Genomic DNA, 22774 nt, shown 5'->3' with positions numbered 1-22774 from the left:
AATAGTCGGCAAATCGGCGCGTGTCACGCCCGCCCCTCTTGCACCTGCAATTTGCGGGGACCATGGGGAGGGGATGGAGCGAAATGACGACGAACCGGCGCCCGCCCGCGGCGCAGACCCGGCCGACTGGCAGGACGCGCTCAACCGGGCGAGGGCGCATGCGCCGTTCCTGTCCGACCTGCTCGGGCGGGAACCGGCGCTTGCCGACATGCTCGACGAGGGACGCGGGGCCGATGCGCTGGCCGCGGCGCGGGATGCGGGCGCGGATGCGGGCGACGTGGGCGTGGCGCTGCGGCGGCAACGCCGGGCGCTGGCACTCGTACTCGGCATTGGCGATCTGGCTGGCGCGTTCCCGCTTGCCATGGTGATGGCGGAATTGTCCGCCTTTGCAAGCCGCGCGCTCGACGCCGCGATCCGCGATGCGGTGGCGCATCGCGTGCCCGACCACGCGGCGGACACGGACCCGGTCGGCATGACCGCGCTGGCGCTGGGCAAGCATGGGGCGGGGGAGCTCAACTATTCCTCCGACATCGACCCGATCCTGCTCTACGATCCCGATACCCTGCCCCGCCGCCCGCGCGACGAGCCGGGCGAGGCGGCACAGATCGCCGCGCGCCGCATCGTGCAGACCATGTCGGCGATGACGGCGGAGGGCTATGTCCTTCGCATCGACCTGCGCCTGCGCCCTGCGTCCGAGGTCAGTCCGCTCGCCATTCCGTTTGCCGCCGCGCTGACCCATTATGAAAGCAGTGCGCTGGCATGGGAGCGTGCCGCGTTCATCCGGGCGCGCTCGGTCGCGGGCGACGTCGCGGCGGGGGAGGATTTTCTCGACGCGATCCGGTCGTTCGTCTGGCGCAAATCGCTCGATTTCGGGGCGATCGACGAAATCGGCCGGCTGGTGCGCCGGATCCGCGACAGCCACGAAGGCGCCGAACGCCCGGGGCCGGGCTATGACCTGAAACGCGGGCGCGGCGGCATCCGCGAGATCGAGTTCTATGCGCAGACGCATCAGCTGATCCACGGCGGGCGCAATCCCTCGCTGCGCCTGCGCGGGACGCGGGGCGCGCTCGACGCGCTGGCGGCGGCGGGGATCATCGCGGCGGACGACGCGCGTGAAATGGGCGAGGCCTATGACCGGCTGCGCGTGATCGAACACCGGTTGCAGATGGTGAACGACCGGCAGACCCACGCGCTTCCCGATAGCGAGGAGGCGATCGACAATGTCGCGCGCCTCGACGGGATGGCGGGCGGCGCGGCGCTCATTGCCGAGATCGCCACGATTGCCGCCACGGTGCGGCGGCGCTTCGACCGGCTGGTGGCCGCGCATGGCGGCGGCGATGCGCCCGCCATGCCCAAGGCGGGAGAGCCGTTTTCCGATCCCGCCCCGCCGCCTGCCGCCGCGAGCCTTCGGTCGCTGGGCTTTGCCGATGCCGAGACGCTGGCCGCGCGGATCGAGGGGTGGAAGGACGGCAAGGTCAAGGCGCTGCGCTCCGATGCCGCCCGCGCCGCCTTTGCCGCGATACAGCCGCAATTGCTGGAGGCGCTGGCCGCCGCGCCCGAACCCGACCGCGCGTTCAACCGGTGGGAGCAGGTGCTGACGCGCCTGCCGTCGGCGATCAATATCTTCCGCCTGCTTGAGGCGCGGCCCGCCCTGCTCGAAACGCTGGCGCGGATATTGGCGCTGGCGCCGGGGCTGGCCGACATGCTGGGCCGGCGCGGCGATCTGCTCGATACGCTGATCGACCGGAGCGCCTATGACCTGCCGCCCGATGCCGATGCGCTGACGCATGATTTTGCAGGGCGCGCCAATGCGGCCATGCTGCGCGACGATTACGAGGCCGTGCTCGACCGGGTGCGGCGCAAGGTCGGCGACCTGCGGTTCGAACTGGGCGTGCAATTGCTCGACGATGCGCATGATCCGCTGGCCATCGCGGCCGGGCTTTCGCGCATGGCGGAGGCGGCGATCCGCGTATTGTGCGATGCCGCCGCCGCCGAATTTGCCGGCGCGCACGGGCGGATCGAGGGCAGCGGGCTGGTCGTGCTGGGGCTGGGCCGGATGGGCGGCGGGGTGATGACCCATGCGAGCGATCTCGACCTCGTCTATCTCTTCACCGGCAGCCACGAGGCGGAATCGGACGGTCGCCGTCCGCTTGGCGCGACGCAATATTACAACCGCCTCGCCCAACGTGTGACCGCCGCGCTGTCCGTGCCCACGGCGGAGGGCAAGCTGTTCGAGGTCGACACCCGCCTGCGCCCTTCGGGCATGCAGGGGCTGCTGGCGGTGAGCACCGACAGCTTCGCCCGGTATCAGCGCGAGGATGCCTGGACGTGGGAGCATATGGCGCTCACCCGTGCGCGGGTCCTGCACGCGCCGCCGGGCGTGGCGGAAACGCTGAATGGTGCCATTCGCGACATTCTGTGCCGCGAACGGGCGCCGGACGAACTGCGCACCGCGGTGCTGGCCATGCGGGCCGAGATTCTGGCGCACAAACCGCCGACCGGGCCGCTCGACGTAAAGCTTTCGCGCGGCGGGCTGGTCGATCTGGAATTTCTCGTCCATTTCCTGCAACTGCGGGAGGGCGCGTTCGTGACGCCGGATCTCGGCGGTGCGGTGCGCATGCTGGCGCAGGCGGGGCTGGTCGACGGGGCGCTGCTGTCCGCGCACGACCTGCTCACCCGCATGCTGGTGGTGATGCGGCTGGTCGCGCCCGATGCGGCGGTTCCTCCGCCCGCCGCGCGCACGATCATGGCGAAGGGGTGCCGGTGCGAGGATTGGGACGCGCTCTTGACCGCGTTCGACACAGCACGCCAAACCGTGGCAAGAGCCTGGGCCGCGATATTCGATGAGACGCTGGAGCTGACATGACCGATGCCAAGGATACGCGCCCGGACGTGGGCGATCAATTTCCGCACATGACCCTGACCACGCCCGACGGGGACGAATTTTCGACCGCGTCGCTGGCCGGGAAACCGGCGGCGGTGTTCTTCTATCCCAAGAACAACACCCCCGGCTGCACGACCGAGGCGAAGGATTTCACCGCCCTTGCCCCCGCATTCGCCGACGCGGGCGTCGCCATCCTCGGCATCAGCAAGGATCCGCCCAAGAGCCACGCCAAATTCATCGAGAAACAGGCGCTCACCGTCCCGCTTTATAGCGATACGCCGGCAGATGCGGGCGATGGTCTTGCCGAGGCGCTGGGTATCTGGGTCGAGAAAAACATGTACGGCCGAATATATATGGGCATGGAGCGCACGACGTACTTGATCGGCGCGGACGGGCGCATCGCGCGCGTATGGCGCAAGGTGAAGGTGAAGGGCCACGCCGATGCCGTGCTGGAGGCGGCGCGCACGCTTTGACCTGGTCGCAGCGTTCGGTGGGAGAGGCGGTGCGCGCCGTCCTGTTGACGGGCGACGCGCAGGCGAAGGTCATGGCGACCCGCGCTTTGGTGCGGGACTGGCGGGCCGGGCGGCTCGATTTCCGGTTCGACTGCGCCATGCCGCACGAACCGGCGCGTCCCGACCGGCCCGAACTGCATCCCGCGCGCGACATGCCGAGACGCGGGAAGGGCGGGTCCGAGCGTGGCCGCATCGCGTTGTGGCACAGCCTCGCGCATATCGAGTTTACCGCCATCGACCTCGCGCTCGACATGGTCGGGCGGTTCGGCGGCGGCATGGCGCGCGGCTTCACCGACGATTTCCTGTCGGTCGCGGCGGACGAGGCGATGCATTACGCGCTTCTCGACCGCAAGCTGAGGACGATGGGGAGCCATTACGGCGCGCTGCCGGCCCATGCTGGATTGTGGGAGGCGGCGCAGGATACGCGCCACGACGTCGCGGCGCGGCTGGCGATCGTGCCCATGGTGCTGGAGGCGCGGGGGCTCGACATCACGCCGATGACACTGGAACGGGTGCGCGCGCAGGGGGATGCGAATGGCGCGCGCATTCTGTCGCGGATACTTGACGACGAAATCCGCCATGTGCGCTTTGGCACCAAGCATTTCGTCGATGAGGTGAAAAAGCGCGGAAAAACGCCCGAATCCTACTGGCAAACTCTGGTTCGGGAACATTTTCGGGGTCGGTTGAAGCCACCGTTCAACGACTCGGCGCGGGAGTCAGCCGGTCTGTCGCGCAGCTTCCTCGATGGTATTGCCTAGTTAACTGTTTTCCCTTTACCCAATACTCACGAGAGCGGCGGGGGGTTCCGACAATCTCGAAAATTTTGAACCTGCGGATGCGCTTCCCTTTGTTCGAAGCCATCGCTTGCAGGTGTAATCAGACGTTTTTCCGGCCTTTAGGGGGGTCGAGGCGTCTCGGAAAAAAGGGTATCGTAATGACGGCACTTGGACAGATCTCGAATTTCTGGACGAAACGCGGCGCGGTATTGAGCGCGGTCGCGGTTGCGTCGATGGCGATGGCCCCTGCCCCGGCCCTGGCGAATGCCAGTGCGACGGCAGCGGCCAGCGCCGACATGGCCGCCTCGGTCCGCACTCCTGCGACGCAGGGCATCGGAGAAGGCGTCGAAAGCGACGGCACGTTCCGCACGCTTTTCGCCAGCTGGAAGACGCTCGACAATTCGAACAAGCCCGTCGTCCCGACCAAGCCGGTGATGTCCATTCCCAGCCGCCTGCCGGTTGAGAACTCCCGCTTTTCGAGCAGCTTCGGCATGCGCGTCCATCCGGTAACGGGTCGCCGCACCGGCCATCACGGCCTCGACATGGCGGCGCCCACTGGCACGCCGATCTACGCGACCGCCGATGGGCAGATCGCCGATGCGCGCTGGAACGGCGGATATGGCAATTACATCCGGATCGAGCATGGCGGCGAAATGGAAACGCGCTATGGCCACATGTCCCGCATGGCGGTGTCCGCCGGGCAGGCGGTGAAGAAGGGCGATCTCATCGGCTATGTCGGCAGCACGGGTCGTTCGACCGGGCCGCACCTGCATTACGAAGTGCGCGTCGGCGGTGAGCCGGTCGATCCCGAGCCCTATCTGCATGCCGACACGTTCGAGCAGGCCTTCGCCAGCGCACGTTGATCATAATCCCTAAGGGACGGTCATTGGCGGTCCTTCGAAAAAGCCCGGCGCCGCAAGGCACCGGGCTTTTTCGTATGCGGCTTCGGCGGGGCGAAGGACGGCGACGTTTCCGTCCTTCGCATGGTTGGACCGACGCTTCGCCCGCGTCCCGCCGTGTTATGCGGCGCTAGGACGCGTCAGCTTGCCTCGCGCATGGACGCATATTCCGATTTCACGAGCGACCGGCGCGTTTGCGCATCGTCGATACGGCGGATGCGCTCTTCGAGGTCGCGGGCCATCTCACCCAGCTTTTCATCGCCAAAATATCCGGCCGACCCGGCGAGCTTGTGCAATTGCGCCGACAGATCGTCCCAATCGCCCTCGGAATCGGTCTGCGCGATCTTCGCCATCACGTCGAACAGCGCCTGTTTGCGGGCGGCATATTTCGCCGATAGCGAATGGCCGCCCGTCTGCACCACCGGCGGGCCAAGCGAATCCGGCTTTGCCGCGGGCGTGTCCTCGGTCGCGCTCGCACGCACATCGATACGGCTGACAGCGCCGGGCGCGGTGTCTTCATGGGCCGGAACCGGCGGCGAAGTGGGCGTGGTGTCGTCGGCATCCGGATGCGCGCCGGGCATGTCGTCATTGGCGGCCTGGGTCTGGCCTTCTTCGCCGAAATTGGCGTTTTCGCCGTTATCCTCGCCGTCGAAAAGATAGAGATCGATCGCGTTGCGCAGCGCCTCCATCCGCAACGGTTTGCCAAGATGCCCCTGCATTCCTGCATTCCGGCAGGCCTTTATATCGTCCTGATAGCAATTCGCGGTGAGCGCCAGGATCGGCAGGTCGCGGCGCGTGTATCCCTCCATGCGCAGGCGGCGCGTCGCCTCCAGCCCGTCGATTTCGGGCATCTGCATGTCCATCAGTATGAGCTTGTACGGTCGGCCTTCCGCATCGGCCTGTTTCACGCGTTCGATCGCATCGCGCCCGTTCACGGCAAGATCGGCAGTGAGATTGAGCTTGCTCATCATGCTCATCACCAGTTCCTGATTGATGTCGTGATCCTCGGCGACGAGCACGCGCGGACGGTTCGCGAATTCGGGTTCCGGCATCTGGGTCGGCTTCGATCCGGTGTCGACCATCGCGAGCGTCAGTGCGGGCGGATCGTTGAGCTCGGCATCGTCGTCCGCGGCGATCAGCGGTATGCGCACGGTAAAGGATGTGCCGCGCCCTTCCTTCGATTTCACGGTCAGCGTTCCGCCCATCATTTCGGTGAGCTGGCTGCTGATCGAAAGGCCGAGGCCGGTGCCGCCAAAGCGCCGCGCGATCGACCCGTCGGCCTGATCGAACTGGTTGAAAATCGTGCGCAGCTTGTCCGGCGCGATGCCGATCCCGGTGTCCGCAACCTCGAGCACAAGAATTTCCTCGTCATCTTCGAAGTCCGCGCGGGCGTCGATGCGTACGTCGCCATGTTCGGTGAACTTGACCCCGTTGCCGACGAGATTGAGCAGAATCTGGCGCAGACGCAGGGGATCGCCGATGATCGATTTGGGCAGGCGAGGATCGATGCCGAAGGACAGCTCCACCCCTTTTTCCCGCGCCACCGGTTCGAGCAGGCGCACACAGGATTCCACCTTGTGCCGGATGTCCATCGGCACAGGCTGCAATTGCAGCTTGCCCGATTCGATCTTCGACATGTCGAGAATATCGTTCAGGAGACGCATCATCGCCTGTCCCGAATCGGCGATCATGCGCACCTGCCGCTGCTGCGCCTCGTCGAGGTCGGTTTCCATCAGCAATTGCGTGAACCCGATGACGCCGTTCATCGGAGTGCGGATTTCGTGGCTCATATTGGCGAGAAATCCCGATTTGGCCTGCACCGCAAGCTCCGCGCGCTCACGCTGCGCGGTGAGTTCGGCCTGAAGTCGCTTGTCCTCGGTCACGTCGCGGATCGAGGCGATGATGGCGCCCTGTTCGTGCGTTTCGGCATCGCGCGCGACCGCGATCTGCCCCGAAAGCCAGCGCGTGCCCTCCGCTTCGCCGACGCCCGCAATCTCCATTTCAAGCTCGCACCCTTCGGCTGCTCCCGAACGCAGCAGCGCGAGTCGGCTCTTTACATATTCCGATTGCGCCATGCCGAACATGTCGGCGAATTGCCGGCCGATGAGCTGTTCGGGCGGCATTTCCAGGATCTCGCCCGCAAACAGCGAGGCGTAGATGCATTCGCCCTTGGCGCCGATCATGAACAGCGCATCGTCAATATTGTCGGCGACGATCTGCAACTGGCTTTCGCGCTCGGCGAGCCGCTCCTCCGCCAGCTTGCGTTCGGTGACGTCGATATTGGTGCCGATATACCCGGTGAGCCGCCCGTCGCTGTCGAACTGCGGTGCGCCGGCGGTCGTCACCCAGATTTCGGTCCCGTTCCTGTGCAGCCAGCGCCATTCGGACGAGAAGCGTTCCTGTGCGTTCACCGCGCGCAGCCATGCCTCCGCCACGCGTTCGCGATCCTCGTAATGGATCGCATCGTACCAGCCGGGGCCCATGGCCTCTTCATTCGTCAGCCCGGCCAGTTCGAGCCAGCCCGGACTGACATAGGTGGCGTTGCCGTCGACATCGGAACACCAGATGCCCGCCGGCGCATGGTGTGCAAGCGTCGCGAATTGCTGTTCGCTATGCTCCAGCGCCTCGCGCTCCTGGTAGCGTTCGGTGACGTCGACCATGTGCCCAACCAGGCCGAGCGACTGTCCGTCTTCGCTCCTTGCGGGGCGGGCGCGGATCTTGATGCGCAATTCCTTGCCGTCCCTGCCGATGATAGACCGCTCGACATTCATCGTGTCGAACTCTCCGGAGAGCATGCTGGAAAAATTGTGCCAGGCATCCGCGCGGTCTTCGGGCTTCAGGAAATCGGTGAATTTCGTGCCGATCGATTCGGTGATCGCCCGCCCGGTGATGCGTTCCCACGCGGTGTTGAGCGACATCCACCGTCCGTCGGGATCGATCCGGAACAGCACGTCGTCCAGATTGTCGAGGACATAGCGGTTTTCATTGCGGCTCGTGCGGAGCATTTCGCGGATCATGCGGTTCCGGCGGGACAGCGCACCCACCGGCAGCGCGATCATCGTATTGGCCGCCATGAAGGTGACGAGGGCGATGAACTGCATCCCCTGTCCACCGCGAACGAGCAGGATCGGCCCGCTTCCCATCGCCGTGGCGACGATCGCGACGACATGGCTGAGCAGGACGGCGAGGGCGGTGCGCCGCAGTCCGATGAGCACGCCGGCGGTGATGAGCGTCGGCGTGACGAGGAAAAGGAACGGCATCGTCGTCTGCGCGAAGACCGCGGCGGTTCCGCACACGACAAAGGCGATGCTTCCCACGATGACCGAAACGGACACCGGCGCCAGCTTCGTCGTTTGCTTGCGAAAGCAGAGCAGCGGCGGGACGAGCGCGAGCAGCATGCCGAAATGGCCGGTCAGGAAAAGGAGATTCGCGCTCCGCTCCAGGCCCAAGAGGACGTTGGCGAGCGCGGACGACACCAGCGCACCCATCGCGAACGCGCCGAGCATCGGCGGGTAGCAATCGAGTTTGCGGACGTCGGGCTGCCCGTCGCAGAAACGGCGGATGAGAGAGACGACAAGGCCCGTTTCAATGGCCATGATGGCGGTCGTGCGCACGACCGTGTCGATATCCAGCCCGATCGCGAGAAGCGTTCCGGCCATGGCGAGGGTGAATCCGGTGAGGCCGAACCGGTCGAAATAACGGCTGTGTCCGATGATATAGGCGACCGCCGCCGCATTGGGGAGCCATACGGGCGCAAAGATGCTGTCATCCGGAATGGCCCAGGAGAGCAGGGTCAGAACGGCAACCGTCATCATCAGCAGCGTCAGCCGCGCCGCCGCCTTCTGTTTTGCCTTACTGATCATTTTCGCAAAAGACTCCGAGCCCGATTTCAGAACAACCGCATCGGCGCGATCCTTCCACGAATAGGGTCAAGGTTTGCTCTTGCGCGGTATGGGGCCTTTTACCCTACCGCTGCTAAGGATCGGTTAACTCGCGTCTTTTCATGCCAGCAGGGGCGCCCGGCCAGCCGCCCTAGCCGCTCTCAGCCCAAGAGCCGCGTGGCGATGGCGCGCACCTCCTCGCCCATGTCCTCGCGTTCGAGCGCGATGGCGAGCGTGGCCTCCACAAAGCCGGTCTTCGAGCCGCAGTCGAAGCGCCGTCCCTCGAAAGTGACCGCGTGAAAGGGCTGGCTGCCGATCATCTTCGCCATTGCATCGGTGAGCTGAATCTCGCCGCCGGCGCCCTTTTCCTGATCCTGAAGCGTGCGCATCACCTGCGGCTGGAGGATGTAGCGGCCCGATACGATCTTGTTCGACGGCGCGTCGGCGACCTTCGGCTTCTCGACGAGGCCGGTCACCTCGGTCAGGGCGCCATCGACCTTGCCCGGCGCGATCACGCCATAGCTCGACACCGATTCGCGGGGCACTTCGAGCACGGAGATCAGATTGCCACCGACCTTTTCATAGGCATCGACCATCTGCTTGAGGCAGCCCGGCTCCCCCCACATCAATTCGTCGGGAAGCATCACGGCGAACGGTTCGTCGCCCACGATGTCGCGCGCGCACCACACCGCGTGACCGAGGCCGAGCGGCTCCTGCTGCCGGACATAGGCGCAATTGCCGGGCGCAAGCCGCGTCCCGTCGAGGATGGACACGTCCTTGCCGCGTTCCTTCATCGTCGTTTCCAGTTCGAAACCGATGTCGAAATGATCCTCGATCGCGCCCTTGCCCCGCCCGGTGACGAAGATCATCTGCTCGATCCCGGCGGCACGCGCCTCGTCCACCGCATATTGAATCAGCGGACGATCGACGATGGGCAGCATTTCCTTGGGGACGGCCTTTGTGGCGGGCAGGAACCTTGTTCCCATGCCGGCGACGGGGAATACGGCCTTGCGGATGGGCTTGCGCGAATTGTCGGTCATGGAAGCGATTCCTGTTGCAACTGCGAAATGGAACATGAGCCATAGCCAAGCCGCACGCGGATGCACAAGAGCGTCGATGGATCGGGCGGTCCGGACATCGCGCGGTTTGGGCGTCATCGCCTTGTAACCGCCGCGATTCCGGCTAAACAGCCGCGCATGGACAAGATCATCATCAAGGGCGGAAACCGCCTGACCGGCACGTTGCCCATTTCGGGCGCGAAGAACGCGGCACTGACCCTGTTGCCCTGCGCATTGCTGACCGAAGAGCCGCTGACGCTGCGCAATTTGCCGCGGCTGGCGGACATTGACGGGTTTCAGCATCTGTTGAACCAGTTCGGCGTGTCGACGACCATCGCCGGGTCGCGGCCCGAGGATTTCGGCCGGGTAATGACGCTGCAGACGCCGCGCCTCACCAATACCACCGCGCCTTACGAGCTGGTGCGCAAGATGCGCGCCTCGATCCTCGTGCTCGGCCCGCTGCTGGGCCGGGCGGGGGAGGCGAAGGTGTCGCTTCCGGGCGGCTGCGCCATCGGCAACCTACCGATCGACCTGCACTTGAAAGCATTGGAGGCGATGGGCGCCGAGATCGAGCTGGCCGCGGGCTATGTCCGGGCCGCGGCGCCCGATGGCGGTCTGCCGGGCGGCGATTTCGCCTTTCCGGTGGTGTCGGTGGGCGCGACGGAGAATGCGCTGATGGCCGCGGTGCTCGCCAATGGCACGACGCGGCTCGACAATGCGGCGCGCGAGCCGGAGATCGTCGATCTGTGCAATCTGCTCGTCGCAATGGGCGCGCGAATCGAGAATATCGGCGAATCGGATCTCACCATTCATGGCGTGCCGCGCCTCCACGGGGCGACCTATCGCGTGATGGCCGACCGGATCGAGGCCGGCAGCTACGCCTGTGCCGCGGCGATCACCGGCGGCGACGTCATGCTGAAGGGGGCGAACCCCGCCGAAATGCGCGCGACGACGCATGCATTGCGCAATGCGGGCGTCAATGTGGAGGAAAGCGAGGCCGGCCTGCGCGTCTATTGCGACGGCCCGCTGCGCGCGGTCAACTTGTCCACCGCGCCCTATCCCGGTTTTGCCACCGACATGCAGGCGCAATTGATGGCGCTCCTGTGCCGCGCCGACGGGACGAGCGTTCTCAACGAGACGATCTTCGAAAATCGCTACATGCACGTGCCCGAACTGAACCGGATGGGCGCCCATATCGAGACCAACTGCCGCACCGCCGTGGTGCACGGTGTCGAACAGCTGACGGGGGCGGAGGTGATGGCCACCGATCTGCGCGCCTCGATGAGCCTCGTGATCGCCGGGCTCGCGGCAGAAGGCGAGACGGTGGTGCACCGGCTCTACCACCTCGACCGCGGGTATGAGCGGCTGGAGGAGAAGCTGGCGCTGGTGGGCGCGGATATCGAACGCGTCGGCTCGGATTAAGCCCGCCTCGACCGGTATCGGGCGAATTGCGAAACCTTGCACGCGTTGACGCGTTTCATTGCCACTTGTCTTACAGGAGAATCGCAATGGGACTTATCAGAATGGGCGTGCTCGGCGCGCTCGGCTATGCCGGATACAAGCATTTCACCAAGCAGCATGACGAACCGGCCGCATTCGCCGATGGTCAGCCGCACGCCACGCAGGGCGGCGGCACCGTCGTCCGCGACGCGGGCGCGGGTTCGATGCGCGACAAGCCTTCGACCTGGACCAAGACGGACGAGGAAATGGACGAAAGCTTCCCGGCGAGCGATCCGCCCGCCAATTACTGACGCGAGCTATTCGCGTTACGCATGAAAAGGCGCGCCGTCCGCAAGGGTGGCGCGCTTTTTTCGTGCGCCTGGCCCTCATTCCGCGATAGCGCCGTCCCGAGCCTCGCGCTCGCACACGAGCCAGACCCGGATCGCGCTGGCCAGGCCCGGCGGGGTTTCGGCCGCGATCCGTTCCGCGTCGATCGCCCCGACGAGCGCGTTGATCGGCAAGCCGCGCCGCATCGCCGCGTCGCGCAGCATGGACCAGAAGACAGGCTCCAGGCTGATCGAGGTCTTGTGCCCGGCGATTTCGACCGAGCGTTTGACCGGCGGGTGATAATCGGGCGCCATGGCGACGACCCTAGCGCGGGCGGCGGCGTGGGCAAGCCGGCAGCATGGCGGCCATGAAAAAGGCGGGCGCATCGCTGCACCCGCCTCTTGCACATTGTTGCGTGTCGGCGCCGGTCAATCGATGCGGCGCACCTTCGTGTTGCGGTCCTCCGGCGCGATGGAAATGCGCAAAGTCTCGCCCGAATTTCCGGGGAAATCGACGAACATCGCCTCGACCAGATTGGGGACGAGATAGGGCAGGCGATCCGAACGGGACACCGCCTCCGCCTTGCCTTCGAAGAGCCGCTGTCCATCGGCGCGGCGTTCGATCTTCAGATCGATGCCGCTGGTATAGACGGTGTAGCTCGTGATGTTCGGCCCGGAATTGAAGAACGGATCCTGCCAGCCAAAGCCCCACGGACCGCCGCGATAATAGGCGCTGCGCCCGCCGAAGCCGCCATAGCCGTACCAGGGATCGAAGAACGGATCGCGCGCCCCGAACGAGCGGATCTTTTCGCGCCCGTCATTCACGCCGTAATCGAACTTGACCAGCAGGTCCGCCGTTTCGGGCGTCGCTTCGGTATAGCCGAGGTCGGCCATCTCGGCGCCGACATAGCGGGCATATTGCGCAAATTCGAGCCCGCCGACCAGGTCGGGATCGTCGGCGACCACGGCAAAGGTCTTGCCCTGCGGCGCGGGAAGCTGCGTCGCGAATCGCGACACGTCGGCCTGGAACGGGGTGGTGCATGCCGCAACGCCAACCAGCAGCAACGATGCTGCGATCGAACGTGCCGCGCGCTTGGCGAGGGATGTCATGGCGTGTTTCTCCGAACGTGCTTGTGGCGATGCGGCGCCTGCTCGAACGCCGTTATATCGCATATGATGCACGCTTTATAGAACAATGCCAATGAACCACGATTTAACGAAAATCCTAACAATTGTGATTTTTCGTGTCTGCGCAGGGACTTAAGCCAACCCTCTATCGCAGCAGACCGAGCGCGCGATAGGCCGCATCGAGCGTATCCGCCGATGCCGCCCGCGCCCGTTCCGCCCCGGCGCGCAGGATCGAATCCAGCGTCGCCGCATCATCCTTGAGCGCGGTAAAACGTTCGGTGATCGGGCGCAGATGTTCGACCAGCAGCTCGCCCAGCGCGGGCTTGAACTTGCCGAAACCCTCGCCGCCGAAATCGCGCAGCACGTCGGCCACCGGCACCTCGGCAATCGCGGCATAGATGGAGACGAGGTTCTTCGCCTCGGCCCGCCCGTCGAGCCCGCCAATGTCGGACGGGAGCGGTTCGGGATCGCTCTTGGCCTTCTTCACCTTTTTCATCACCGTGTCGGGATCGTCGGCGAGATTGATGCGGCTCATGTCGGACGGATCGGACTTGCTCATCTTCGCCGTGCCGTCGCGCAGGCTCATGATCCGGGCTGCCTCGGGCGGGATATACGGATCGGGCAGGGTGAACACCTCGGTGCCGCCGCCGAAATCATTGTTGAATTTCTGCGCAATGTCGCGGGCGAGTTCGAGATGCTGCTTCTGATCGTCGCCGACGGGCACGTGGGTCGCCTGATACAGCAGGACATCGGCGGCCTGCAGCACGGGATAGGTGAACAGCGCGACGCTCGCCCCTTCGCGGTTCTTGCCCGACTTGTCCTTGAACTGCGTCATGCGGTTGAGCCAGCCGATCCGCGCCGTCCCGTTGAGCAGCCATTGCAGCTCGGCATGGGCCGGGACCTGCGTCTGGTTGAACAGCACGGCCCGGTCCGTATCCACCCCGCACGCGATGAGCGCGGCGGCCATCTCGCGCGTGTTGGCGGTCAGTTGCGCCGGGTCGTGCGGCATCGAAATGGCGTGCAGGTCGGCGAGGAAGAAGAAACACTCGCCCTCGTCCTGCAATTTTACCCAATTGCGAATCGCCCCCAGATAATTGCCGAGGTGGAGATTGCCGGTGGGCTGAATGCCCGAAACGATGCGCATGGATGATCCTGTCGCTGAGCTGCTTTGGTTTTAGGGTGCGGGTGTCTTCGCCTTCGCGCCGCGCCGCGTCAATTGCGCGAGGAGCGATTTGTCGATCGCGCCCACCAGCCACGCCGCGACGAAGAACACCGCCGCGCCCGCGATGACCAGCACGCCGAGCGACCAGACGCGGTCCACCACATTGCCGTCGTACCGGTCCGCCATCGTCGGCATGATGAACCACAGCGCCGCGCCCATCGCGGAAACGGCGACGATCTGCCGCGCAATTTTGCCGATGAGCCTGCCATCGATCCGGAACCAGTCCCGCCGGTGCAACAGGACGTAGAGCATCCCGGCGTTGAGCGATGCGGTAAATGCCGTCGCCGCCGCGAGCCCGACGATGCCGTAGCGCGGCACGACGTAGAAATTGATGGCGATATTGATGATGAGCGCCGCCGCCGCGATCCATACCGGCGTGCGCGTGTCCTCCCGGCTGAAGAATGCCGGTTGAAACACCTTGACCAGCACGTAGGCCGGCAGCCCGGCGACCAGCGCGACGACGATATTCGCCATCGTGTCGCCGTTCGCCTCCGTCATCTGCCCGCCGACGAAGAACGCGGCGGTGAATGCCGGCGCGCAGATCGCCAGCGCGACCGCGGCGGGCAGGGTGAGGAGGAGCGCGATCTCCACCGCATTGGCCTGCAACCGCTGCGCCCCGGCGCGGTCGTCGGTCTGAATATGGCGGGCGAGCATCGGCAGGATCGCCGTGCCCAGCGCGATGCCGACAATGCCCAGCGGCATCTGATTCAGCCTGTCCGCGAGTTTGAGCAGGGTGAGCGAGCCCTGCGGCAGCGAAGTCGCAAAGAACGTGTCGACGAACTGGCTGACCTGGTAAATCCCCGCGCCGAAGGTGGCCGGCAGGATCAGCATGGCGAGCCGCTTCACCTCCGGCGTGAATTTCGGCAGGCGCAGGATCAGCTTTACCCCCGAACGCCGCGTCGCCCACACCATATAGACAAGCTGCGCCACCCCGGCGAGCGTGACCGCCACCGCCAGCGCATAGGCGACCACCATATTGTCGCCATCGTCCCCGCGCAGGGCGTAACCCACGCCGATCCCGGCGATCAGCACCACGTTGAGCAAAACCGGCACGAACGCGCCCGGCGCGAATTGCGACCGCGCATTCAGCACGCCCGACAGCATCGCCACCATGCTCACCAGCGCGAGATAGGGGAAGGTGATCCGGGCGAGCGTCACCGACAATTCGAACTTGCCGGGGATCTCCTGAAACTCGCTGGCCAGCAGCCAGACGATGCCCGGCATGGCCAGCATCGCGAGGGCGGAAAAGCCGAGCAGCACCCAGATGAACACCGCCATCACGTCATTGGCGAATTTCTGGGCGGCCAGATCGCCGCCCTCGTCTCCCTCGGCATGCAGGCGGCGCGTGTACATCGGCACGAAGGCGACCGAAAACGCGCCCTCTGCAAACAGGCGCCGGAACGTATTGGGCAGGATGAAGGCGAGCTGAAACGCGTCCGCCGCCATCCCTGCGCCCAGCACGCGGGCGAGCAGCATGTCGCGCACGAAGCCGAAGACCCGGCTGAGCGCGGTCAGCCCCCCGATCGTGCCGACATTGCGGACAAGGCTCACGCCCGGCGTTCCTGTTGGGCCGGTGGGGTCAGGCGTTGCCGGTGGGCGGGGTGCCCGCGCCCATGCCGCCCTGTTCGGCCTGCCGCTGATTCAGCTGCTGCACGTAGAGCCCCTGAAAATCGACGGGGTCGAGCAGCAGCGGCGCAAAACCGAGATCGCGCACGGCATCGGCAATGATGCGGCGGGCAAAGGGGAACAGGATGCGCGGCGCCTCGGCATAGAGGAACGCGTGCGCCTGGTCGTCGGGCACGTTGCGCATGCCGATGAGCCCGCAATAGTCGAGATCGACGATATAGCTCGTGCCCTCGTTCGCCTTGGCCGTGACGGTGATCTTGAGCGTGACCTCGTGGACCTCGCCGTCGATGCCCTGCGCATTGATGTTGAGCTGCACGTCGAGCTGCGGCTGCGACTTGAACTGGTAACTTTTCGGCGCATTCGGATTCTCGACCGAGAGATCCTTGATATATTGCGAGATCAGGCCGATCGCGGGCTGATTGTCGGCGCCGTTCGCCGCGCCCTGATTGCCGTCCAGATCGGTGAGGATGTTGCCTTCGTCGGCCATGTTCGATTCGCTTTCCGTGATGGGCGGGAAGTGGCGCGATTTTTCGGCGGAGATCCGCCCCGCGCCCGCGTCCGCCGATGGTTTCCGGCGCGAGTTAGCACCCCCCCGCGAACGCTTCAACCGATACGAGAACCGGCGTAGCGCGACGTTCATGGCGCATAGAGAGCGGGCATGCGAAGGGAACCCATGTAAAACCGCCGATATTGTCGATTTGTAATCCTTTCCTATTTAGGGCAGGCTAATCTCAAATCCCGTCGCATCCGGAAGATTCCCGTGCGGCGCCATGCATGAAACGGATGAAATTTCGTGGTCCAAATCATCATTCTTGCCATGATTGCCGCTTTCCTCGGCTACAAGCTCTACTCGGTGCTGGGGCGCCGGGCGGAGCATGAGGAGGAAATGCTGGGCCGGCAGGTGCCGCGTCCGCAGCCCCGCAATCCGCAGGCCTTGCCCGGCGGCGAACGCGGCGGTGCGGCGGGAGAGCAGCCGCAATCCGCGCTCGAACGGGCGCTTTCGGGCGTTCCTCTCGGCGCGCAGCGCGGCGTGCGCGAAATCGCCACCGCGGACCGCAATTTCACCCCGGCGCTGTTCCTCGAAGGGGCGCGCGGTGCCTATGGCATGATCCTCGAGGCGTTCTGGAAGGGCGACCGCGAAACGCTCAACGAATTGTGCGACGACGATGTCTACGCCAGCTTTGCCGCGGCGATCGACGCGCGCGAGGACGCCGGCGAATCGGTGCAGAACCGCCTCATCCGGATCGAGGAAGCCGAAATCGTTTCCGCCGAATACGACGCCCCGATGGCCCGCATCACCGTGCGTTTCGCCGCCGACATCGCGGCCATGACGACCGATCGCGATGGCAACATGATCGCAGGCTCGCTCGACGATGCGGTGGAAAGCCACGATATCTGGACCTTCAGCCGTCGGGTGAACGCGGCGCGTCCGGACTGGCTGCTCGACGAAACCGGCGAGGGCTGATCCCCGCGACCCCGTTCGGGAGCAGGCAGATCATGCGCGCATTGTCCGTCCTGCCCGCGATGATCGCGCTTTCCGCGTGCGCGGTGGTTCCTTCGGTCGAGGGGCCGCCCCGCGCGCCGCCCCCCGCGACCCCGCCCGCACCCGTCACGCAAAGCCCGCCCGAACCGGCATGGCCCACGCCCCCGGTACGCGTCGGCGCGGAGGCGGTGAGCGCGCGGGACGCCGGCCTCTATCCCGGTCCCGACATTGGCGCATTGCTGGCCTCCGCCGGTTACGACACCGTTCGCGAGGGTGAGGCGGATGCGGCGCGGCGGTCCTTTATCGAATCGTGTCCGGCGCTTCTGTCCCGCTCGGATAGCAGCGGCATCGCGGCCGACTGGACGCGCGCCTGCGCCGCCGCGCCGGGCTATGCCGGTTCTGCGTCGCGGTTTTTCCGGGAGTTTTTCGAAACCGCGATCGTGGGCGGCAACGATGGCTTCGTCACCGGATATTTCGAACCGCGCATTGCCGGGGTTCGCAACCGGCAGCCCGGCTTCGACGTGCCGGTCTATGGCATGCCGACCGATCTGGTCCGTCAGTCGGACTATGCGGGCGGCGGGCGCGCACCGCTGGGCCGGTACGAGGATGGGCGGTTCGTACCCTATTTCGAACGGGCGGAGATCGTCGCCGGGGCGCTCGACGGGCGGGCGCCGGTGATCGCCTGGGCCGCCGACGCCATCGATTTCTTCTTCCTCCAGATTCAGGGTTCGGGGCAGCTGATCGCCCCCGATGGTTCGGTCCTGCGCATCGGCTATGCCGGGCAGAACGGGCGCGGCTATACCGCCATCGGTCGCACATTGCGCGAACGCGGCGTGTTCGCACCGGGCGAAGCAACGATGCAGGGGATCGTCGACTGGCTCCGCGCCAATCCGGGCGAAGCCGATGCCATCATGAACGAGAATCAGAGCTGGGTCTTTTTCCGCGAGCTGACGGGCGATGGGCCGCTGGGCGCATTGGGCGTGCCGGTGCGTCCGCGTGTGAGTGTCGCGGCCGATCCGCGGTTCACGCCGCTCGGCGCGCCGGTCTGGATCGACGCGGCGAACGACCGTGCCGACGGGCTGTGGATTGCGCAGGACACCGGCGGCGCGATCAAGGGGGCGGGGCGGTTCGACACGTTCTGGGGCGCGGGCGAGATGGCGAAGGCCACCGCCGGCGCGATGAGCAGCGAGGCGCGCACGCTTCTGCTCCTGCCCAAGGGGACGCTGGCGCGTATCGCGCCGCGATGAGGGCGCCACGGGGGCTGAGCGCGGAGGAGCAGCGCGCCTGGGCCGCGCTCGCCGCGACGGTGACGCCGATGGAAGGGCGCAAGCGGCCCGCCCCGCCGCCCACGATGAAAGAGGCGAAACCCGCGCCCGCCCCGCCAAAACCCGCAAAGCCACAGCGCCGCACCCCGCCACGCACCACCCCGCAGCCTGTGCCCATGCGCGAGGGCGGCGGCACGCTCGATTCGTCTTGGGAAAAACGGATGAGCCGCGCCGCCATCGTGCCCGATTTTACGCTCGACCTGCATGGCCACACTCTCGACACCGCCTATCGCCGGCTGGATCGCGGGCTGGCGCAGGCCAAGGCGATGGGCGCGCGCGTGGTGCTGATCGTTACGGGAAAGGCGCGGCCCGTCGATGCCGCCGACCGGGCCGAGAGACGCGGCGCCATCCGCGCGAAATTCCTCGACTGGCTGGCGGCGGGGCCGCACGCGTCCGACATCGTCGCGGTGCGCAATGCCCATCGCCGACACGGGGGAGATGGTGCGGTCTATCTGGTCCTGCGCAAGCGGCGATAGGCGCGCATGAAAAAAGGGCGACGACCGCAATGGCCGCCGCCCCGTTTCTCGGGTAATCGCGCCGGTTCAGGCCGCCTGCGCCGCCGCGGCGATCTCCTCCGCCGGTTCGGTGCGGATGATGTAGTCGAATGCCGACAATGCCGCCTTCGACCCTTCGCCCATGGCGATGACGATCTGCTTGTACGGCACGGTGGTCACGTCGCCCGCCGCGAACACGCCGGGCAGGTTGGTGGCGCCGCGCTCGTCGATCTTCACCTCGCCGCGATCCGACAGATCAATGCCGCTGTCCTTCAGCCATTCGCTGTTGGGGACGAGCCCGATCTGCACGAACACGCCGTCGAGATCGACCTTGCGCTCCTCGCCGCTGTCGCGGTCCTTGTAGACGAGGCCGTTCATCTTCTTGCCGTCGCCGGTGACCTCGGTGGTCTGCGCGGAGGTGACGATCTCGACATTGGCAAAGCTCTTCAGCTTGTCGACCAGCACCGAATCGGCCCGCAGCTGGCTGTCGAATTCGATCAGCGTGACATGGCCGACGATATTGGCAAGGTCGATCGCCGCCTCCACGCCGGAATTGCCGCCGCCGATCACGCCGACGCGCTTGCCCTTGTACAGCGGCCCGTCGCAGTGCGGGCAATAGGCGACGCCCTTGTTCTTGTACTCCTCCTCGCCCGGCACGCCGAGCTGGCGCCAGCGGGCCCCGGTGGTGATGATCACCGACCGCGCCTTCAGCGATGCGCCATTGTCGAACAGGACTTCGTGCAGGCCGCCCTTTTGCGTGGCGGGCACGAACTTGCTCGCATTCTGAAGGTTCATCACGTCGATGTCATATTGCGCAACGTGGTTTTCGAGCGCGGCGGCCAGTTTCGGGCCTTCGGTGTAATCGACGGAGATGAAATTCTCGATCCCCATCGTGTCCATCACTTGCCCGCCGAAACGCTGCGCCGCGATGCCGGTGCTGAACCCTTTTCGCGCGGTGTAGATCGCCGCCGACGCGCCCGCCGGGCCGCCGCCGATGACGAGCACCTCGAACGCATCCTTCGCCGCGAGCTTTTCCGCCGCACGCGCCGACGCGCCGGTGTCCACCTTGGCCAGGATCTCCTTCACGTCCATGCGCCCGTTCGCAAAGGGTTCGCCGTTGAGATAGACCGCAGGCACGGCCATGACGTCGTGCTTTTCGACCTCGTCCTTGTACGTGCCGCCCTCGATCAGCGTGGCGGTGACGTTGGGGTTGTAGATCGCCATCAGCGTCAGGGCCTGCACCACGTCGGGGCAATTGTGGCAGGACAGCGAGAAATACATTTCGAAATCGAACTGGCCGTCGAGATTGCGGATCTGTTCGATCACATCGGCATCGACCTTGGGCGGATGGCCGCCGGCCCACAGCAGCGCGAGCACCAGCGAGGTGAATTCGTGTCCCAGCGGCAGGCCCGCAAAGGTGACGGAGGCGGAATGATCGTCCGCGCGGCGAATGTCGAAGCTGGGCTTGCGGGCGTTCGTGCCGCCCTCGACCACGGTGACCTTGTTCGACTGGGACGCGATTTCGTCCAGCAGTTCCTTCGTTTCGGCCGATTTTGCATCGTCGCCAAGGCTGGCGACAAGCTCGATCGGCGTCTTGAGATTGCCGAGATAGTTTTGCAGCTGCTGCTTCAGATTGGCGTCGAGCATGTCTGTTTCCTGTTAAGCTGATTGTTGCGCGGAGGCCGGACGCAGCACGGCCCGGGGCGGCGTATCCCACCCCGGGCCGCGCGCATCGTCATGGCCCTTACGAAAAAGGGCGAAACGTTTAGATCTTGCCGACGAGATCCAGCGAGGGCGCCAGCGTGTCGCTGCCTTCTTCCCAGTTCGCGGGGCAGACCTGGCCCGGGTTGGCGCGGACATATTGCGCGGCCTTGATCTTGCGGACCAGTTCCTTGGCGTTACGGCCGACGCCTTCGCTCGTGATTTCCATGACCTGGATCACGCCGTCGGGATCGACGAGGAAGGTCGCACGGTCGGCGAGGCCCATTTCCTCACGCAGGACGCCGAAATTGTTCGACAGCGTGTGGAGCTGATCGCCGAGCATCGGGAACTTGATCTTGCCGATCTTGTCCGAGGTGTCGTGCCATGCCTTGTGGCTGAAATGCGTGTCGGTCGAAACCGAATACACCTCGACATCCATGTTCTTGAGCGTGTCGTACTGACCGGCGAGATCTTCGAGCTCGGTCGGGCAGACGAAGGTGAAGTCGGCGGGATAGAAGAAGAATACCGACCAGTGGCCCTTCACGTCGCTGTCCGAAACCTCGAAGAAATCCTTGCCTTCCTGATAGGCGGTGGCGTTGAACGGCTTGATCTGGCTTCCGATGATACCCATGCGGTCTTCTCCTTTTGCGGTGGGAAAGAGCGCGGCAGCAGCGCCGCACCCTTCGAATTTCTGATGCTGAGATAGGTGTGCGCCTGCCAAAACCCAAGCGGCAAAAAGCGATGATATTAATCGAGTAAATCGATGAAACCTTCTGCGTCAGCCGAAACGTTCGATCAACGCGGCAAGCCGTTGATGCAGCGCGGAATTTCAGGGTCTCACAATTCGCCCGGCCCGCATTGCGCCCGATGCAGCATCGCATGATCGGCAAGGACAAGCGCCATCATCGCCTCCACCACCGGCACGCCGCGAATGCCGACGCATGGATCGTGGCGGCCTTTCGTGACGATTTCGCCGGCCCCGCCGTCGCGGGTTACGGTCGGCACGGGGATGAGGATGGACGAGGTCGGCTTGAACGCGACCCGCACGCGCACGGGCTGTCCCGTCGAAATGCCGCCGGCGATGCCGCCTGCGTGATTGGCGGCGAAGGTCACGCCGTCCGCACCGGGCCGCATCGGGTCGGCGTTTTCCTCCCCGCGGAGCGCCGCGGCGCCGAAGCCGTCGCCGATTTCCACGCCCTTTACCGCGTTGATGCCCATCATCGCGGCGGCCAGATCGGCGTCCAGCTTGCCATAGACGGGCGCGCCCCATCCGGCGGGCACGCCCACCGCCTCGCATTCGACCACCGCGCCGAGCGAGGAGCCGGCCTTGCGCGCGTCATCCACCGCCGCGGTCCAGCGTTCGGCGGCCTTGGCGTCGGGACAGAAAAAGGGGTTCCGGCCGATTTCCTCCCCATCGAAATTCGCAGGGTCGATCGCGTCGCCGCCGATGGCCGACACCCATGCGCGGATCGTCACGCCGCCCACGATTCGCCGCGCCACGGCACCCGCCGCGACCCGCGCCGCGGTTTCGCGTGCGCTGCTCCGCCCGCCGCCGCGATAATCGCGAAAGCCATATTTCGCGTCATAGGCATAATCGGCGTGGCCGGGGCGATAGCTTTGCGCGACGTCCGAATAATCCTTCGAGCGTTGATCGGTATTTTCGATCATGAGCGAGATCGGCGTCCCCGTCGTGCGCTGCACCGCGTCTTCCCCCGCGAACACGCCCGACAATATGCGCACCGCGTCGGGTTCGCGCCGCTGTGTCGTGAAACGGCTGGTGCCGGGACGGCGCGCGTCGAGGAAGGGTTGTATGTCGGTTTCGGAGAGGGCGATGCCCGGCGGGCACCCGTCGACCACGGCGCCCAGCGCGGGCCCGTGGCTTTCGCCCCACGTGGTAAAGCGCAGCACGCGGCCGAATGTGTTTACGCTCATGTCCTGGCCCCTGCAATCGGATGGGATGGTGGGGGCGCTTTTGGCGTTTTGTGCGCAAATGTCCACCGCAACCGATGGACCGCGCAG

20 protein-coding genes are annotated in these 22774 nt (G+C 65.6%); 10 read left to right on the top strand and 10 right to left on the bottom strand.

Translation table 11 applies throughout. The features are described 5' to 3' along the window. The first annotated feature begins 73 nt into the window (after window positions 1-73). The 4 genes from glnE to JD971_RS05260 all read left to right on the top strand — a co-directional run bounded on the left by glnE (window position 74) and on the right by JD971_RS05260 (window position 5035). Window positions 74-2866, top strand: coding sequence for a bifunctional [glutamate--ammonia ligase]-adenylyl-L-tyrosine phosphorylase/[glutamate--ammonia-ligase] adenylyltransferase (gene glnE, locus JD971_RS05275; protein ID WP_202086472.1), 2793 nt, complete (start codon window positions 74-76; stop codon window positions 2864-2866). Further along, window positions 2863-3357 (top strand): peroxiredoxin, encoded by a 495-nt coding sequence (locus JD971_RS05270; protein ID WP_202086470.1) that lies wholly within the window; start codon window positions 2863-2865, stop codon window positions 3355-3357. Before glnE ends, JD971_RS05270 begins: the two co-directional genes overlap by 4 nt. A gap of 71 nt (window positions 3358-3428) precedes the next feature. Continuing rightward, the gene (locus JD971_RS05265; RefSeq protein WP_371809736.1) at window positions 3429-4154 is read left to right on the top strand and encodes a ferritin-like domain-containing protein; all 726 of its coding nucleotides are present in this window, start codon (window positions 3429-3431) and stop codon (window positions 4152-4154) included. 176 nt (window positions 4155-4330) lie between these two features. Beyond that, window positions 4331-5035 (top strand): M23 family metallopeptidase, encoded by a 705-nt coding sequence (locus tag JD971_RS05260; RefSeq protein ID WP_202086468.1) that lies wholly within the window; start codon window positions 4331-4333, stop codon window positions 5033-5035. A 176-nt stretch (window positions 5036-5211) separates the two neighbouring features. On the opposite strand, the gene JD971_RS05255 is transcribed toward JD971_RS05260, so the two are convergent. After that, entirely contained in the window at window positions 5212-8934 is a 3723-nt protein-coding gene (locus tag JD971_RS05255) for a PAS domain S-box protein (RefSeq protein WP_202086467.1), read from the bottom strand. 179 nt (window positions 8935-9113) lie between these two features. Next, a complete protein-coding gene (gene galU / locus JD971_RS05250; protein WP_202086465.1) occupies window positions 9114-9992 on the bottom strand; it encodes a UTP--glucose-1-phosphate uridylyltransferase GalU in 879 nt (292 codons plus the stop codon). Window positions 9993-10148: 156 nt separating this feature from the next. Between galU and murA the strand changes: the two genes are divergently transcribed. Beyond that, window positions 10149-11432, top strand: coding sequence for a UDP-N-acetylglucosamine 1-carboxyvinyltransferase (gene murA / locus JD971_RS05245; protein WP_202086464.1), 1284 nt, complete (start codon window positions 10149-10151; stop codon window positions 11430-11432). 86 nt (window positions 11433-11518) lie between these two features. Beyond that, on the top strand, window positions 11519-11761 hold the full coding sequence (locus tag JD971_RS05240; protein WP_202086463.1) for a hypothetical protein: 243 nt from the start codon (window positions 11519-11521) through the stop codon (window positions 11759-11761). 75 nt (window positions 11762-11836) lie between these two features. Here the strand turns inward: JD971_RS05240 and JD971_RS05235 are convergent, their stop codons facing one another. The 5 genes from JD971_RS05235 to secB form a co-directional block, all read right to left on the bottom strand. Further along, entirely contained in the window at window positions 11837-12091 is a 255-nt protein-coding gene (locus JD971_RS05235; protein WP_202086461.1) for a ribbon-helix-helix domain-containing protein, read from the bottom strand. A gap of 114 nt (window positions 12092-12205) precedes the next feature. Next, a complete protein-coding gene (locus JD971_RS05230) occupies window positions 12206-12886 on the bottom strand; it encodes a DUF4136 domain-containing protein (RefSeq protein ID WP_202086459.1) in 681 nt (226 codons plus the stop codon). A gap of 163 nt (window positions 12887-13049) precedes the next feature. Beyond that, window positions 13050-14048 carry a tryptophan--tRNA ligase gene (gene trpS, locus JD971_RS05225; RefSeq protein WP_202086457.1) on the bottom strand — a complete coding sequence of 333 codons (999 nt, stop codon included), beginning with the start codon at window positions 14046-14048 and terminating at the stop codon, window positions 13050-13052. 30 nt (window positions 14049-14078) lie between these two features. Then, window positions 14079-15677 (bottom strand): murein biosynthesis integral membrane protein MurJ, encoded by a 1599-nt coding sequence (gene murJ / locus JD971_RS05220; protein WP_202086455.1) that lies wholly within the window; start codon window positions 15675-15677, stop codon window positions 14079-14081. Window positions 15678-15705: 28 nt separating this feature from the next. Then, window positions 15706-16239, bottom strand: a complete 534-nt coding sequence (gene secB, locus JD971_RS05215) for a protein-export chaperone SecB (protein ID WP_202086452.1) — start codon at window positions 16237-16239, stop codon at window positions 15706-15708. Here secB and JD971_RS05210 point away from each other — a divergent pair. The 4 genes from JD971_RS05210 (at window position 16238) to JD971_RS05195 (ending at window position 19036) form a co-directional block, all read left to right on the top strand. Continuing rightward, window positions 16238-16456 (top strand): hypothetical protein, encoded by a 219-nt coding sequence (locus tag JD971_RS05210; protein ID WP_202086449.1) that lies wholly within the window; start codon window positions 16238-16240, stop codon window positions 16454-16456. The two genes, secB and JD971_RS05210, sit on opposite strands and share 2 nt — an antisense overlap. A 113-nt stretch (window positions 16457-16569) precedes the next feature. After that, window positions 16570-17217: a Tim44/TimA family putative adaptor protein gene (locus JD971_RS05205; RefSeq protein WP_202087366.1), complete on the top strand. Its 648-nt coding sequence runs from the start codon at window positions 16570-16572 to the stop codon at window positions 17215-17217. 32 nt (window positions 17218-17249) lie between these two features. Further along, complete coding sequence (locus JD971_RS05200; RefSeq protein WP_202086448.1) at window positions 17250-18482, top strand: murein transglycosylase A; 1233 nt, start codon at window positions 17250-17252, stop codon at window positions 18480-18482. Then, entirely contained in the window at window positions 18479-19036 is a 558-nt protein-coding gene (locus JD971_RS05195) for a Smr/MutS family protein (protein ID WP_202086447.1), read from the top strand. The genes JD971_RS05200 and JD971_RS05195 overlap by 4 nt, the downstream gene beginning before the upstream one ends. Window positions 19037-19102: 66 nt before the next feature. Here the strand turns inward: JD971_RS05195 and ahpF are convergent, their stop codons facing one another. The 3 genes from ahpF to aroC form a co-directional block, all read right to left on the bottom strand. After that, complete coding sequence (gene ahpF / locus JD971_RS05190) at window positions 19103-20701, bottom strand: alkyl hydroperoxide reductase subunit F (RefSeq protein WP_202086446.1); 1599 nt, start codon at window positions 20699-20701, stop codon at window positions 19103-19105. 118 nt (window positions 20702-20819) lie between these two features. Continuing rightward, on the bottom strand, window positions 20820-21386 hold the full coding sequence (ahpC, locus tag JD971_RS05185; protein WP_202086444.1) for an alkyl hydroperoxide reductase subunit C: 567 nt from the start codon (window positions 21384-21386) through the stop codon (window positions 20820-20822). A gap of 206 nt (window positions 21387-21592) precedes the next feature. Continuing rightward, window positions 21593-22687 (bottom strand): chorismate synthase, encoded by a 1095-nt coding sequence (aroC, locus tag JD971_RS05180; protein WP_202086443.1) that lies wholly within the window; start codon window positions 22685-22687, stop codon window positions 21593-21595. Window positions 22688-22774 lie beyond the last annotated feature (87 nt).

The sequence above is a fragment of the Croceicoccus sp. YJ47 genome (genome assembly GCF_016745095.1).
Taxonomy (GTDB): Bacteria; Pseudomonadota; Alphaproteobacteria; order Sphingomonadales; family Sphingomonadaceae; genus Croceicoccus.
This window is presented reverse-complemented; position numbering and strand designations above follow the sequence as displayed.

Coding starts and splice junctions, on each gene's coding strand:
- glnE (WP_202086472.1), top strand. CDS start 74: ATGGAGCGAAATGACGACGAACCGGCGCCCGCCCGCGGCGCAGACCCG.
- JD971_RS05270 (WP_202086470.1), top strand. CDS start 2,863: ATGACCGATGCCAAGGATACGCGCCCGGACGTGGGCGATCAATTTCCG.
- JD971_RS05265 (WP_371809736.1), top strand. CDS start 3,429: ATGGCGACCCGCGCTTTGGTGCGGGACTGGCGGGCCGGGCGGCTCGAT.
- JD971_RS05260 (WP_202086468.1), top strand. CDS start 4,331: ATGACGGCACTTGGACAGATCTCGAATTTCTGGACGAAACGCGGCGCG.
- JD971_RS05255 (WP_202086467.1), bottom strand. CDS start 8,934: ATGATCAGTAAGGCAAAACAGAAGGCGGCGGCGCGGCTGACGCTGCTG.
- galU (WP_202086465.1), bottom strand. CDS start 9,992: ATGACCGACAATTCGCGCAAGCCCATCCGCAAGGCCGTATTCCCCGTC.
- murA (WP_202086464.1), top strand. CDS start 10,149: ATGGACAAGATCATCATCAAGGGCGGAAACCGCCTGACCGGCACGTTG.
- JD971_RS05240 (WP_202086463.1), top strand. CDS start 11,519: ATGGGACTTATCAGAATGGGCGTGCTCGGCGCGCTCGGCTATGCCGGA.
- JD971_RS05235 (WP_202086461.1), bottom strand. CDS start 12,091: ATGGCGCCCGATTATCACCCGCCGGTCAAACGCTCGGTCGAAATCGCC.
- JD971_RS05230 (WP_202086459.1), bottom strand. CDS start 12,886: ATGACATCCCTCGCCAAGCGCGCGGCACGTTCGATCGCAGCATCGTTG.
- trpS (WP_202086457.1), bottom strand. CDS start 14,048: ATGCGCATCGTTTCGGGCATTCAGCCCACCGGCAATCTCCACCTCGGC.
- JD971_RS05210 (WP_202086449.1), top strand. CDS start 16,238: ATGTTCGATTCGCTTTCCGTGATGGGCGGGAAGTGGCGCGATTTTTCG.
- secB (WP_202086452.1), bottom strand. CDS start 16,239: ATGGCCGACGAAGGCAACATCCTCACCGATCTGGACGGCAATCAGGGC.
- JD971_RS05205 (WP_202087366.1), top strand. CDS start 16,570: ATGATTGCCGCTTTCCTCGGCTACAAGCTCTACTCGGTGCTGGGGCGC.
- JD971_RS05200 (WP_202086448.1), top strand. CDS start 17,250: ATGCGCGCATTGTCCGTCCTGCCCGCGATGATCGCGCTTTCCGCGTGC.
- JD971_RS05195 (WP_202086447.1), top strand. CDS start 18,479: ATGAGGGCGCCACGGGGGCTGAGCGCGGAGGAGCAGCGCGCCTGGGCC.
- ahpF (WP_202086446.1), bottom strand. CDS start 20,701: ATGCTCGACGCCAATCTGAAGCAGCAGCTGCAAAACTATCTCGGCAAT.
- ahpC (WP_202086444.1), bottom strand. CDS start 21,386: ATGGGTATCATCGGAAGCCAGATCAAGCCGTTCAACGCCACCGCCTAT.
- aroC (WP_202086443.1), bottom strand. CDS start 22,687: ATGAGCGTAAACACATTCGGCCGCGTGCTGCGCTTTACCACGTGGGGC.